This is a genomic window from Pseudomonas sp. 32A, from assembly GCF_052682255.1.
The window spans coordinates 277,213-290,501 of the sequence record NZ_JBQYLY010000001.1; the positions used below are offsets into that span (position 1 = coordinate 277,213).

Sequence of the window (13,289 nt, forward strand, 5' to 3'; positions counted from 1 at the left end):
CAGCGGGAGCAAGCTCCCTCGCCACAACAGAAGCTTATTCACTCGCCAGCTCCAAAAGAATGCGCCCACTGGAGCAGGCTGCCGCCTCATTGCGGTAGGCGAAGTACAGCTTGCCACGCTCCTGATCGAACCGCAGGTGCAGTTCGATCCGGTCATCCGGGCGTACCAGTTGCTGGAACTTGAGCACCTCCATCCCGGCGAACTGCCCCGGCAGGTTGAGCAGTTGCTGGCCCAGGTTCAGCGCCCAATCCACTTGCACCACGCCCGGCAGCACCGGGGTTTGCGGGAAGTGGCCGCTGAAGTAGGCGAGGTCCGGCGGGATCGCCAGGTGCAGGGTCCATTCACCGTTGGCTTCGACTTGTTCCAGTACTTCCGGGGCTTTCGGGCGCGATGCCAGCAGCAGGGCTTCGACGTCGGCCTGGGGCAGCTTGCCTTGGGTGTTCAGCGGCAACTGGCGCAACAGCCGCCAGCGGCGGGGCAGGGCCAGGGCTTCGCAGTGTTGGCTCAAGTGCTGGCGCAGGGTTTGGGTGACGGTGCGCCGGCCCTGGTTGCGCAGCGCGTGCAAACCTTCAGCGCTGAGCACCACGAGGGCGCCGAGGGAGGCGCGGTTTTCCTGCACCACGCCGAGGCGCGTTTCGGCGACCCAGGCATGGTTCATCAGCGCTTGTTCGAGCATCGGCAGGGAGATGCGTTTTTCTTCCAGTTTGACGATGCGGTCCAGGCGGCCCAGCAATTCGAAACGGCCGTCGGCGTGGATGTTGGCGGCGTCGGCGGTCTGTTCGATATGGCCGGCGGGCAAGTACGGCGAGGCGATGCGCAGCGCTCCGTCGGCGTCCTGGCTCAGTTGCACGTCGGCAAACGGCTTCCACGGTTGTTCGCCCTGGCGCCAGGCGATGCCACCGGTTTCCGAGCTGCCGAGGATTTCCGTCGGCCACTGTTGCAGGCGCTGATGCAGGCTGCCGGCGGCTTCAAGGGGCAAGGCGCCGCCGGAGGAGAACACCCGTTTGACCGGCGTGAGCGCTGGCCAGTCGAGGTTGTCGCCCATGCGCTTGAGCAACGCCGGGCTGGCGACCCAGGCGAATTGCGAATGCTCACGGCTGGCGCGCTGCAAGTCTTCGGGGAATGCCAACTGCTGGCGCACAAAGGTACGCCCCGCACACAACGGCCACAGCACCCGGAACAGCAAGCCATAGATATGCTGGGTGGCGACGCTGCCGATGATGCAAGCCTCGCCCAGGTCGGTGCCCCACAGGGTTTCCAGCGCCTGGACCTCGTTGGCCATCTGGCGCAGGGTTTTGTCGATGCGCTTGGGCTCGCCGCTGGAGCCGGAGGTGCACAGGCTCAGGCAGCTGGCGTCCAGGTCCAGGGCCGCGGCGCTTAATGGCGCTTGATACAGCGCATCCAGGTCGCCGGCTTCGGTCAGCCAGGCGTCGACGGCATCATCCCAGCGTTGGCGCGTTTGCGGTTGCAGGTCAGCGGGCAACAACACGCTGACGCCTGCACGCCACGCGCCCAGCAGGGCGATCGCCAGCACGCCTGCATCCTCAAGGTGCACCGCCAGGCGCTGGATGCCCCGGGCTTGCAACCCGGCGGCCAGGCTCAGGGACTTCTCCCACAGCTGTGGGTGATCCAGGGCAGGTTCGGTGGTCACCCAACGCTGCTCTACAGGCTCAAGCAGCAAGTGCTCAAGATTCAACCAATTCATACGCGGCCTCGAACCCTTTGTCGTACCAGCCATTCCACGGCAAACAACAGCCCCATCAGCCCGTAGGCGATCATGCCGTTGTACAACGTCCACCAGCTCAACGGCGCCCACAGGGTGAGGGCGGCGGCGAGCAGGCCGTTACACAGGAAAAACACACTCCACACCACGGTGACCTTTCGGGTGTACACAACGGCTTTTTCGGGCAGTTGCGGCTCGGTCATGCGTGCCAGGCGCTCAACCATCGGCGGCCCGTATTTCAGGCTCAAGCCGAACAGGGCCAGCATGAACGCGCTGACCAGGCTCGGGTACCAGCGCAGCATCTGCGGGTTATCGAACCAGGCGAGCAACAGGCAAAAGACGATGATCGCCGCCGCCATCCAGCGGCTGCCCGGGCGCCTGGCGCCGGTCAGGGCGCGCAACAGCCACAGGCTGCCCAGCAGCAGGCCAAATTGCCACGGGGCAAAATGTTCCGTGCCGTAATACACCGCAAAAGGGTACAGCAGCCCCGCCAGCAACAGGCCAAGGCCGATCAGCCGGCTCATGCGGCCGGTTGAACCAGACGGTACACCGCCTCAACCACGTCGTTCACGGTGCGCACGGCCTTGAACTCTTCGGCAGCGATTTTCTTGCCGGTCTGGCGCTTGATGTGGTCGATCAGGTCCACCGCATCAATGCTGTCGATTTCCAGGTCCTGGTACAGGTTGGCGTCGAGCGTGACGCGTTCCGGTTCCAGTTCAAACAGTTCCACCAGGGCGTCGCGCAAGGTGTTGAAAATATCGTCACGAGTTTGCATGGTACGGTCTCAAGCTGCCTGTCGGGCCGTGACGAACGCCGCGAGGCTGGCCACGTTGGTGAAGTGATTACGGGTGTCCTTGGCGTCGGCATCGATCTTGATGCCGTACTTTTTCTGGATCGCCAGGCCCAATTCCAGGGCGTCGACTGAATCCAGGCCAAGGCCTTCGCCGAACAGGGTTTGCTCGTTGCCGATGTCGCTCTCGCTGATGTCCTCCAGGCCCAGGGCCTCGATGATCAGCGTTTTTATGTCGTGCTCAAGGCTGTGTGGGTTGCTCATCTTCGGCGAGCTCCTTAATAAAATACTGGTGCAGGTAATCGTTGAGCTTGCGTGAAGCCTGGGGCGCGGGCCCTTGTGCGGCAAACGCCTGTGGTTCTATATCGGCACCCACCCGCAAACTGAAGTGAAAGCGGCGATTCGGGATGCGATACCAGGGTTCGGCCTTGGTCAGGGTGGTGGGGCTGACCTTGATCACCACCGGCGTGATGATGCTCGCACCGCGCAGGGCAATGGCGGCGGCGCCGCGATGAAAGGTCGGTGCCTGGCCCGGTGAGGTGCGGGTGCCTTCCGGGAAAATGATCAGGGTCTGACCGTCTCGCAGGGCGTCGGCAGCGGCATCGAGCATGTCGGCGCTGCCATCGTTGCTGATGTAGCCGGCGTCGCGCACCGGGCCCCGGGTGAACGGGTTCTGCCACAGGCTCTGCTTGACCACGCAGTTGGTCTGGCGCATCTGGGCGATCAGGAACACCACGTCCACCAGCGATGGGTGGTTGGCGATGATCATCTGGCCCGGGCGGCCGAGCTTTTCCGCGCCTTCGACGCTGTAGGTCAGGATGCCCAGGCGCATCATCATGCGGATAAACAACCAGAACAGGCAGCTGATGGTGTGGCGGGCGCGTCGCTGATGCTGTTTGGCATCACCCGGCAGGCAACTGAGCAGCGGAAACACCAGCACACGCAGGCACAGGCCGCCGAGGCCAAACAGGGCGAAGGCGGTGGCAGTGGCGAACAGGCGCCAGTAGTAGGCCTTCCGAGGCTTTTCGGTCAGGACTTGCGTTGCCAGTTCCATACTCGGTTCTTCCAGGCATGTTGGCAGGCCCCCTGTTCGTTCAGCAGGGTGCGCAGCAGGTTCAGGGCGTGGGGCCACTGGGCTTTGGTGGTGGGTTGGACAGCGGCTGTATTCAGTTCCAGTTGCCACTCGTCGCCCGGTGTCAGCAGCAGGCCGAGGGCGTAGGGGAAGGGCACGTCATCGATCCAGCGCGCATACGCCTCGGGCGGCTGTTCCTCGGTAATGATCAGCAACACAGCCGGTGCGCCTTCATTCAGAAGGGCGGCGGCTTCGAGCATGCCGTGTTCCAGGCCGTCGCCGGCGGCGGCGAGGGCGGTCATTTCGCTGGTTTCATTGCGCAGGATCGACCACAGGCCAATCACCGCGTTATGCACCGACAGGCTGAACTGGGTCGGCGACAGTGGCTCGTCATTAGCCAGGTCGCTGAGAATATCGAGGGTGCGCGGGGTTTCGCCGTGACGGGAGACAAACACCAGCGGAAGCTGTTGCAGGCCTTCGGCCAGGGGCCAGCCCACGCTGAAGGCCATGCGCGCCAGGCGGCTCAGGCGTCGGCGCTGCATGGCCGGCAGGAACGACACGTCGGGGGCCGACTCGCTTCGGGGGAGCACGGTCGGCTGCTGGCACCAGGTGCGCCAGTCGTCCGCGCTTTCGAGCCCGGGAGCCCAGGCACGCCATTGGGCAATGTTGAAATTGATCACTGAGAAGTTATCCCGCCCCTGCGGGCTTCCTTGTGCGGCCATTGGCCCCGAATTCCGGGACAGGGAGCAATCGCCGAGTGGCGCGCATTATCCCGGTGCTGCGGGGTTCTAGCAAACTTTGGTAAAGAATTGTTCACGACTGATTACAAATTCGTTGAAATGAATTACTGATTGTCCGTCGTGGGAGTGGGGCACCGGGTGTCAGGTATTTCCTACTTTGTCAGGTTGGTGGGAAATTCTTGTGCGAGATAGAGCCTCTGATGCTGTAGTACAGAAGCGAACGAGGTAGCGAACCGGCGCTTTTGCCCTCTACACTCGGTCATTCATTGATACACGGAGGTTTTTCCATGCGGCGCGTGGTGTTCAACCAAAAAGGCGGTGTTGGCAAATCCAGCATTGCCTGCAACCTGGCGGCGGTCAGCGCCAGCGAAGGCTATCGAACCCTGTTGGTGGACCTCGATGCCCAGGCCAATTCAACCCAGTACCTCACCGGGTTGACCGGCGACGATATCCCTATGGGAATCGCCGATTTCTTCAAGCAAACCCTGTCATCCGGGCCGTTTTCGAAGAAGAACCAGGTGGATATCTACGAAACCCCGTTCGACAACCTGCACGTCATCACCGCTACCGCAGAACTGGCCGACTTACAGCCCAAGCTCGAGGCCAAGCACAAGATCAACAAGCTGCGAAAGCTGCTGGATGAATTGAGTGAGGACTACGACCGGATCTACCTGGATACCCCGCCGGCGTTGAACTTCTATGCCGTTTCAGCGCTGATTGCCGCTGATCGTGTATTGATCCCCTTCGATTGCGACAGTTTCTCCCGCCAGGCGCTGTATGGCCTGCTGGCAGAGATTGAAGAATTGAAGGAAGACCACAACGAAGGGCTGGAAGTGGAAGGGATCGTCGTCAATCAGTTCCAGGCCCGGGCGAGCCTGCCGCAGCAGATGCTGGATGAATTGATTGCCGAAGGGTTGCCGGTACTGCCGGTGTACCTGACCAGCTCGGTGCGCATGCGTGAATCGCACCAGGCGAACATGCCGCTGATCCACCTGGACCCACGGCACAAGCTGACACAGCAGTTTGTGGAGTTGCATAACCTGCTGGAAAACGCGTGATCCAGCAGTCGTTCGCCCCCTGTAGGAGCGAGCTTGCTCGCGAAAGACGTCAACGATTACGCGGGCTGCCTGGATGAACGCGGCGCTCTCGGGTTCTTCGCGAGCAAGCTCGCTCCTACAAATAGCCTATCGTCTTGCGCCGTTGCCTACAGTTACGCCAGAATCCGCCGGCTTGTGCGTCTGGATGGGCGTCTCTAAGGTTGCTCGGTCGCTGAATTCTCAGTGATCGGGTTTAGTAGCCCGAGTGTTTGTCGTTAAGTGCATAAGCTTCATCTTTCAGGCGCTGAGTCTGTGCTTGATGGTAGCTGTGCGTAGGGCGTCTTCGGGCGCGCCGGCTTCGACATTTCCCGGTCTACTAACCTGCGTACAGCTGCCACCCTAATTCGTTTAGTAGCGATCAGATGGCGGCTCCAATCAGGAATGTCGACCATGTTTAAAGCTACTCCAAATCCCCCGTCGTACCTTTTTACAGTCAGCCCCGGCCAAGCCACCGAAACCCTGATCCTCAACACCTACGAAACCTTCTCCTCAGTCACTACCCTCTTGCTCGACCTTTCCGACGACCTCACCGGCAAGCAACGCGATGTCGCGTTGGCCATTCATCAGTTGAGCGAATTGGGCGTATTGCTGATGGGGCAAGTGATGGACCGGGGTGCCCCGTTACCTCAAACGCCCTGACTGCGCAGCCAGCTCATCAACTGCGGTAACGGAAACGCACCGCTCTGACGCGCCACTTCCCGGCCATTCTTGAACAGGATCAGGCTGGGAATCGAGCGAATCCCCAACTGAGCGGATAACTGCTGATTGGCCTCGCTATCGAGCTTGGCCAGCCGGCATTTCCCGGCCAGTTGCCCGGCGGCCTGCTCAAACACCGGCGCAAACGACTTGCACGGCCCGCACCATTCGGCCCACACATCCACCAACAGGGGTAAATCGCCTTTGATCTGGCTGGCGTAATCGCCCTGTTTCAGTTCAAAGGGTTTGCTCAGCAGCACCGGTTGCTTGCAGCGCCCGCACTTCGGCGCATCACCCAGGCGTTCGTTGGGGATGCGATTGAGACCGTTGCAGTGGGGGCAGGGGATTACTAGAGAGTCGGACATACTGGGCTCCGTGAAAGTGGCCAATGGGTTCTATTTGGAGCCGACGACTTGGTTTATCAAGGAACAACTGATAGAGAGGGCAACATGAGCGAAATCGTCAAGCAGGCTATCGAACATTGGCCTTTTGTTTCTGCTCTCTTGCGTAAGCCCAAGACCGAGAAGGATTACGATATTTTGGTTATGGCGCTCGACGAGTTGTTGGATGAGGTTGAGGAGGACGAAAGCCACGCGCTGATTGGGATGTTAGATATCATCGGTGATTGGATCGAAGGTTATGACCTTGAGCATCGTCCGATGCCTGTAAATGGCTAATAGCGTTAGTCATAAGCCATCAGTGCCCAATCTTCTTTCGTGCCAGTTGGCAGGCAAACACGTTGCCCACAGCACAACCCCCAATCACCAGCATCAGAGTGAAAAGCAGTGGTGCATTCCATTGAGACCCTAGCCAGGTTAATAATCCTGCCCCGGCCACAGTGATGCATCCGAAAACCGCAGAAGCTTTGGCTTGGTGAGACGCGTCGATATCCAGTGCCCAGCCGGTCGCAAGGGGCAACAAAATGCAGAAGGCAATACTGGTTGCTGCTGCAGCTGCCAAGTAAAGGTAGATATCGACATGTAGCCATGCCGCTACCATCAAGAGCGCGGCGAGGCACTGAGAGACCGATCCAGCATTTAGGCGTTGGGCGTCACTGAATCGTGTGACGGCTTTCCCTGAAAAGAAAAAACCTGCCGCTACCAGCGCCGCCCAACCTGAAAGGATCATGCCTGTTGCTTGTGATGAGAGATGAAAAACTCCCTGCAGGGCAAACGCCTTGCTGAGGTTCAGCTGTGTGAAGGCGCTCTGTATCAGGAGTGCAAGCAGTAAACCGCAGATGAATTTCGGGTGTTTCCCTAGTAAAGATTGGGTTTCAGTTGCAGCCTGTTGGCCTTGGTCGGTTGCCTTGCCGTGATGAGTGGCCAGAAGTCCCAGGCCGATTATAAAAAGCAGGCAACCGAGTACGCCAAAAACCCATCTCCACCCCCAAAACGAGGCTGCCGCCAGCAGAGTCGGCGGGCTTAGTACCGTAAGGACGCTAATAGCACTCAAGAGATAAGCTGTTGCGCTTTGGAAGGTTGTTTGCCCGAGTCGTTGACGTAGCCAAAGGCGTGAAGAGGTTGCTGCCACCGCGTTGGCGATGAACATGAAAGTAAAGATGATCGATAGCATGAGGGCGCTTGTTGATAACGCCACTGCGGCACATAGCAGCGCGATCAGCACCGATGCACCGGCCAGGCTGACGCTGGTTCCCAGTCGGTTGACCAGCGGCGTTGAAAACAACTGGCTGAATGCGAAAGCCATCAGGCAAAAGCCGAGCATGCCTTGAAAGAATGCCGGAGAAACACTCAAGTCCTGAGCGATTAACGGAGAAAGAGGAACAAGAGCGTCGAAAACAACCGCACTGACCAGCGTCCTGGCCACCACGACCCTAAGGCCTGGGGTCACGGCCTGATGCTCCGGCTCCTCTGTACCACTGCTTACGTATTCACTGCGCGCAGAGTGGCGACAGGCTCATTCGCCTCGGCCCTGGCTTGGCTCCCTTGGAGCCACAGCGCTATTACTTCCTTGTGCTGTGGATATCGCTCAACCAAAAACAGCTCAAGTGGCTTCCATGCCCGCTTTTCCAGCCAGGCATTGACCTGGGAAAGGTCGTGGTGAGGGAAGGACAAGTCCATGTGTAGACGGACAGCGGAATATTTCTCGGGTGTAGCGTGATCGCACACCGATTCCAGGTTTGGAACATCGACGCCCATGACGCACCTCCATTTCATATCTGCTTAGGTTTGTTGCGTGATTGCAACAGGCCAACCCTAGGCCGAAGAGATGTTTAATGATGTCAGGCGCGTCCGGTATTTATTTCTTTATATGTCGCTCGGGTTTAACTCCTACGACGAACAACTAATCTCCAAATGCTTCCCCCAATCCGGCGGCCGCTGGGCGTATTGCTCCATCCCCGGCTGCTCTTCAAACGGTTTGGTCAGCACTTCATGCAGCCGGCGCACTTCGCTGTAATCCCCAAGCTCCGCCGCCTGGATGGCGTTCTGCGCCAAATAGTTGCGCAGGATATAAAGCGGATTCACCCCATGCATCCGCTCACGTCGCTGTTCTTCTGTGCCGCTGGCGTCGCACTCTACACGGGTTTTGTACAGGTCCGCCCACTCATCAAACCCCTTGAGGTCGACAAAGTCGTCGCGCAACCGCGCCACGGCCAATGCGGCTGATTCATCCCCCAGCCGGCGGAAGAACAGGGTGTAGTCGACGCCGCTGTTTTGCATCAGTTGCAGCAGGCGCTCCACCAGTTTTTGATCGTCATCTTCGGCGGTGGTGAGGCCCAACCGGCGGCGCATCAGGTCCAGGTAGTGGGCCTGGAACAACGGCAGATACAGCCCCAGCGTTTCCCGCAGCGCCTCGACGCTGATAAACGGCGTCAACGCCTGGGCCAGTGCGCTCAGGTTCCACTGCCCGATCGGCACCTGGTTGCTGAAGGAATAACGCCCTTCATGGTCCGAGTGGTTGCAGATGAACTGCGCGTCGAAATCATCCAGGAACGCAAACGGCCCGAAGTCGAAGGTGATGCCGAGGATCGACATGTTGTCGGTGTTCATCACTCCGTGGCAGAACCCATAGGCCTGCCACTTGGCGATCAACTCGGCATTACGCTCGACGATTTCACGGAACATTGCCAGGTAAGGCTCTGGCTGTTCCATGCATTCCGGGAAGTGCAGGGACAGCACGTGCTCCGCCAATTGCTTCTGCAGTTCGGGCTTTTTGGTGTAGTAGAAATATTCGAAATGCCCAAAGCGCACGTGGCTGTGGGCCAGGCGCAGCACCATGGCGGCGCGCTCCTGTTTCTCGCGCCATACCGGCGTGGTGGAACCGATTACACACAGTGCACGGCTGCTGGGAATGCCCAGTGCATGCAACGCTTCGGACGCCAGAAACTCGCGAATCGACGACCGCAGCACCGCACGCCCATCGCCCATGCGCGAATACGGGGTTTGCCCGGCGCCCTTGAGGTGCAGGTCCCAATGTTCGCCCGCTTCGTTGTAAACCTCGCCCAGCAGCAATCCACGTCCATCACCCAGTTGCGGGTTGTAGGAGCCGAACTGATGCCCGGAATAGATCATCGCCCGCGGCTCGGCCTCGGCCCATAGCTTGTGCCCGCCGAACAGCTCGGCAAATACCGGCGTTTCGGCCACGGCAGGGTCGAGATCCAGCAGCGCCATGGCCGCTTCGCTCGCGACCACTAAACGCGGTTCGTCGATGGGTTCGGGCAGCACGTGGGTTGAGAAGCCGTCGCCCAGGCGGGCGAAGCGGTTGTCGAAGGTCAGTTCGTCGAGGGCTTTCAACGGCCATCTCCCAGCAGAATGTCCGACCATTCTGCTGGGGATAGCGCGTTTAGTCGAGTTTGGCGGGCGGCGGCTCGGGCAGGTCCTGGTCCTTGGCGAGGGGCAGGATGGTTTTGTTTTCTTCTTCTACCGGAACCAGTTTGTATTCCTGGCCATGCAGGTTCTTCAAGTACACCTCCATCTGCCGGAACGAGATGTTGATGTGCTCTTTCTTGAACTCGCGATTGATGAAGCGGTTGACCTCATCGATCACCGGGTTGCGGTCGCCCAGGTCGCGTACGTGCATGCGCAGTTCGTGGTCCAGGGTGCTCTCGCCGAAGTTGAGGAAGTACACATGGGGTTCCGGGTCTTTCAGCACGCGGGGGTTTTCCCGGGCGGCCTTGAGCAGCAATTCCTTCACCCGATCCAGGTCCGAGCCGTAGTCCACGCCCAGTTTCAGGGTGACCCGGGTGATGGTGTCGGTCAGCGACCAGTTGATCAATTGCCCGGTGATGAACGTCTTGTTCGGGACAATGATGTCCTTGCGATCGAAGTCAGTGATGGTGGTGGCGCGGATGCGGATCTTGCTCACCGTGCCCGACAGGTTGCCGATGGTGATGGTGTCGCCGATCCGTACCGGGCGCTCGAACAGGATCATGATGCCGGAGATGAAGTTGGCGAAGATTTCCTGCATCCCGAAGCCCAATCCCACCGAGAGCGCGGCCACCAGCCATTGCAACTTGTCCCAGCTCACGCCGAGGGTCGACAGGGTGGAAACAAAGCCCACACCGGCAATCACGTAGGACAGCAAGGTGGTGGTGGCGTAGGCGCTGCCCTGGGCCAGGTCCAGTTTCGACAACACCAACACTTCCAATAACCCGGGCAGGTTGCGCGCCAGGGCAAAGGTAATGCCGATGATAATCAGCGCCCCCAGCAAGTCGCCGATGCTGATGGGCACCATGCTGATATTGGCGCCGGTGCCGCTGGTGTATTCGTAGAGGGTGACGTTGTCCAGGTAGGAAAATACCGAGATCAGGTCAGACCACACCCAATACAGCGCGGCGATAAAGCCGCCGAGCAGCGCCAGGCGAATCAGGCGCATCGACTGCTCGTTGACCTGTTCGATGTCCAGGGTCGGTTCTTCGATCACCGCTTCGCCATCACCCGCTTCCTTGGCGGCCTGGCGTTTGGCCAGGGCCCGCGCGTAGGCCAGGCGCCGTGCGGCAACCCCCAGGCCACGGACGAAGGTGGCTTCGATCACCAGCCAGAACATCAGCAGGTACAGGGTGTTGATCAACCGGTCGCTGAGCTTGAGGGCGGTGTAGTAGTAGCCAAAGCACACGGCAATAAACAGCGCGACCGGCAGCGCGGTAAACATCAGGCCGACGGCTTTGCGAAACAGCGAGGCTTTTTCGTGGGTCGGGCTATTGAGCAGCAGGCGCCCGAGCAGCCACGCCATCAGTGCGTAGCAGGTCAGTACCACGCCGATACCCAGTACGTCGTCTGCCAGTGCCGCTGGCTGATGCTCGGCGATGGCCACCACGGCCACCAGTGCCAGCACCACCAGCCCGAGCTTGCGTATCCAGCCCTGGAGGAATTCGACCTGGGGTTTTTCCCAACGGAAATGCAGTTCGGCGACGCCGCCGGGCGCGAGGATCCGATAGGCGGTGTAGAACACCAGCCACGCCTGGGCGATCTGCAGCAAGGCGGCGCCGAGGTTGGCGTTTTGCCCGCGGGCATCGATCTGCAACGCATAACCGCACAGCGCCAGGCCCAGGGCCACCGGCATCGCCAGGGCGATATTCACCAGGATCGCCACCGGCGTGTGCCATTGGCTGTCGCGTTTGAAGTGGCCGATGTCCTGGTGGATTTTTTTCAGGCGCTCATACAGGTAGCTACGACGCCACAGCAGCGCGCCGATCAACAGCAGCAGGGGCAGGAACAGCAGCGGGCGCTGGGTCAGGCCGTCATACAGTTCGCTGACGCTGGAAGCCCAAGGCAGGGTCGTGACCTGCTTGCTCAGGTGCGCCGGTACGGTTTCCAGCCATTCGGTGTCCAGCGGCTTGTTGCTGGGAATCCAGAACATCTGCTCGTCGAGGGTCGCCCGCAACGTGCTGGCGGTACTCAGCAGTTGTTTCTGGTTCAGCTGCAGGGTGATGGATTCGTTGAGCAGTGCGCTCAGCTCGCGGCTGAGGCGTTCCAGCAAGTCGCTGCGGGTGATCGCCAGTTCCAGCAGGGTGCGGCGCAGTTGGGGTGTGATCTGGTCGGCCGGTTGACTGGCCAGCAGGTTGTCGACGTAGGTGCTCGGAGTGCTGATCAGTTCGCGCTGTTGATTGACCTCGAACTGGTACAGGCGAATGTTGGCGATGTCATCTGCCAGGTCGCGGTCCACGGTCAGGCGCGGGAGGGCCTGCTTCTGTTTGTAGAGGATCTTGGACAGCAGCAGGCTGCCCTTGAGTACGTTGATCTGTTCGTCCAGCGCCGAGTCGCTTTGGGTCACGCTGTCCAGTTGCTGCTTGGTTTGCAGGTTTTTCTGGGTCAGTTCGTTGAGCCGGTCGGTGCTTTTGAGCAGGTAGTCGGACAGTTTCAGGTTGGCGGCGCTTTCCGTGGCGAGCAGGCTGCTGCCACCGGCCTTTTGGGCTTCGATGGACTGCTGGGTCACGGTTTCCTGGGACTGGGCCAGGCGTTTCTGGTTGATCAGGGTTTGCAGGTCCTGGATCTCCTGCTCCAGGCGCGCGGTTTTTTCCAATACCAGATCGTGTTGGCTGTTGCCCAGGTCTTGCAGTTGGCTGTTGCCGGCCAGCTCCTGGCGGCGCAATGGAATCAGCGCGTTGAGGGCGGCCAGCTCGGCGTTCAGCTGGTTGCGCTGGTCACCGCTGAGGGCCTTGCCATTGTCTTTGCCGGCCTTGAGGATCGAGTTGATTTGCTGGATGCGCGTCTGGCTGCTGCTGATTTCGGTCTGGGCGCGTTCCGGGCGGGTCTGGGCGGCGATGCTCAGGCTGTTGGCGTCGGCCAGTTCCTTTTGCAGGTCGCCTTGCTGGGTGGTGCGCTGCACCAGCAGTTGTTCAAGCTGCGGCACCGGCAAGGTGGCGTAGCGTTGGGCGACCGGAATCACCTTGGTAGCTTTGAGCCGGGTCAGCTCGCGCTGGTTCTCGGCGCTCTGGCGCGGCGCGTTTTCCAACTGGCGCTTGAGGTCGACCAGGCGCTGTTGGTAATCCTGCTGGTTGCCGAGGAAGGTGAGGGTCTGCTGCAGGATGCTTTGCAGCGCTTTCATGTCGGCGTCGGGCAGCTTGCGGTCTGGCAGCTTGTCCAGGGTTTGCTGGACGGAGTCGATGCTGGGCGGGTCGGCAGCGTGTACGGTGCCGACGCAGAGAGTCAGGCCAAGCAGGGCAGTAGCGAGAAAAGTGCGCAGGGTTGTCATAGAGACCGGTCGAGCAAGG

General features: G+C 60.2%; 14 protein-coding genes. 3 read left to right on the forward strand and 11 right to left on the reverse strand.

Translation table 11 applies throughout. From position 1 onward, the window contains the following. Positions 1 to 34: 34 nt before the first annotated feature. The 6 genes from ACUN0G_RS01255 to ACUN0G_RS01280 are packed head-to-tail and all read right to left on the reverse strand — an operon-like array spanning position 35 to position 4,265. Complete coding sequence (locus tag ACUN0G_RS01255) at positions 35 to 1,705, reverse strand: ApeI family dehydratase (RefSeq protein WP_445572532.1); 1,671 nt, start codon at positions 1,703 to 1,705, stop codon at positions 35 to 37. Beyond that, positions 1,702 to 2,247 (reverse strand): COG4648 family protein, encoded by a 546-nt coding sequence (locus ACUN0G_RS01260; RefSeq protein WP_076015477.1) that lies wholly within the window; start codon positions 2,245 to 2,247, stop codon positions 1,702 to 1,704. Before ACUN0G_RS01260 ends, ACUN0G_RS01255 begins: the two co-directional genes overlap by 4 nt. Beyond that, positions 2,244 to 2,498, reverse strand: coding sequence for an acyl carrier protein (locus tag ACUN0G_RS01265; protein ID WP_003209389.1), 255 nt, complete (start codon positions 2,496 to 2,498; stop codon positions 2,244 to 2,246). The genes ACUN0G_RS01260 and ACUN0G_RS01265 overlap by 4 nt, the downstream gene beginning before the upstream one ends. A 9-nt stretch (positions 2,499 to 2,507) precedes the next feature. After that, positions 2,508 to 2,777 (reverse strand): phosphopantetheine-binding protein, encoded by a 270-nt coding sequence (locus ACUN0G_RS01270; RefSeq protein ID WP_003209392.1) that lies wholly within the window; start codon positions 2,775 to 2,777, stop codon positions 2,508 to 2,510. Beyond that, the gene (locus ACUN0G_RS01275) at positions 2,755 to 3,567 is read right to left on the reverse strand and encodes a lysophospholipid acyltransferase family protein (protein ID WP_178902872.1); all 813 of its coding nucleotides are present in this window, start codon (positions 3,565 to 3,567) and stop codon (positions 2,755 to 2,757) included. Before ACUN0G_RS01275 ends, ACUN0G_RS01270 begins: the two co-directional genes overlap by 23 nt. Next, positions 3,543 to 4,265 carry a beta-ketoacyl synthase chain length factor gene (locus ACUN0G_RS01280; RefSeq protein WP_421524128.1) on the reverse strand — a complete coding sequence of 241 codons (723 nt, stop codon included), beginning with the start codon at positions 4,263 to 4,265 and terminating at the stop codon, positions 3,543 to 3,545. Before ACUN0G_RS01280 ends, ACUN0G_RS01275 begins: the two co-directional genes overlap by 25 nt. A gap of 347 nt (positions 4,266 to 4,612) precedes the next feature. On the opposite strand from ACUN0G_RS01280, the gene ACUN0G_RS01285 reads away from it, so the two are divergent. Both ACUN0G_RS01285 and ACUN0G_RS01290 read left to right on the forward strand, forming a co-directional pair. Further along, a complete protein-coding gene (locus ACUN0G_RS01285; protein WP_003209397.1) occupies positions 4,613 to 5,383 on the forward strand; it encodes a ParA family protein in 771 nt (256 codons plus the stop codon). Between the two features lie 429 nt (positions 5,384 to 5,812). Next, positions 5,813 to 6,061, forward strand: coding sequence for a DUF6124 family protein (locus ACUN0G_RS01290; RefSeq protein WP_445572533.1), 249 nt, complete (start codon positions 5,813 to 5,815; stop codon positions 6,059 to 6,061). Here ACUN0G_RS01290 and trxC read toward each other — a convergent pair. Continuing rightward, positions 6,049 to 6,483 (reverse strand): thioredoxin TrxC, encoded by a 435-nt coding sequence (gene trxC, locus ACUN0G_RS01295; protein WP_003209402.1) that lies wholly within the window; start codon positions 6,481 to 6,483, stop codon positions 6,049 to 6,051. The genes ACUN0G_RS01290 and trxC overlap by 13 nt on opposite strands. A gap of 84 nt (positions 6,484 to 6,567) precedes the next feature. Here trxC and ACUN0G_RS01300 point away from each other — a divergent pair, with 84 nt between their 5' ends. Then, positions 6,568 to 6,795 (forward strand): hypothetical protein, encoded by a 228-nt coding sequence (locus ACUN0G_RS01300; RefSeq protein ID WP_421524131.1) that lies wholly within the window; start codon positions 6,568 to 6,570, stop codon positions 6,793 to 6,795. A 19-nt stretch (positions 6,796 to 6,814) separates the two neighbouring features. Here the strand turns inward: ACUN0G_RS01300 and ACUN0G_RS01305 are convergent, their stop codons facing one another. From ACUN0G_RS01305 to mscK, 4 genes are all read right to left on the reverse strand, one after another. After that, on the reverse strand, positions 6,815 to 7,966 hold the full coding sequence (locus tag ACUN0G_RS01305; protein ID WP_445572534.1) for an MFS transporter: 1,152 nt from the start codon (positions 7,964 to 7,966) through the stop codon (positions 6,815 to 6,817). 32 nt (positions 7,967 to 7,998) lie between these two features. Continuing rightward, on the reverse strand, positions 7,999 to 8,274 hold the full coding sequence (locus ACUN0G_RS01310; protein WP_177049102.1) for a hypothetical protein: 276 nt from the start codon (positions 8,272 to 8,274) through the stop codon (positions 7,999 to 8,001). A gap of 132 nt (positions 8,275 to 8,406) precedes the next feature. Next, positions 8,407 to 9,870: a protein adenylyltransferase SelO gene (gene selO / locus ACUN0G_RS01315; RefSeq protein WP_445572535.1), complete on the reverse strand. Its 1,464-nt coding sequence runs from the start codon at positions 9,868 to 9,870 to the stop codon at positions 8,407 to 8,409. A gap of 49 nt (positions 9,871 to 9,919) precedes the next feature. Next, a complete protein-coding gene (gene mscK, locus ACUN0G_RS01320; RefSeq protein WP_421524133.1) occupies positions 9,920 to 13,270 on the reverse strand; it encodes a mechanosensitive channel MscK in 3,351 nt (1,116 codons plus the stop codon). Positions 13,271 to 13,289: the final 19 nt, after the last annotated feature.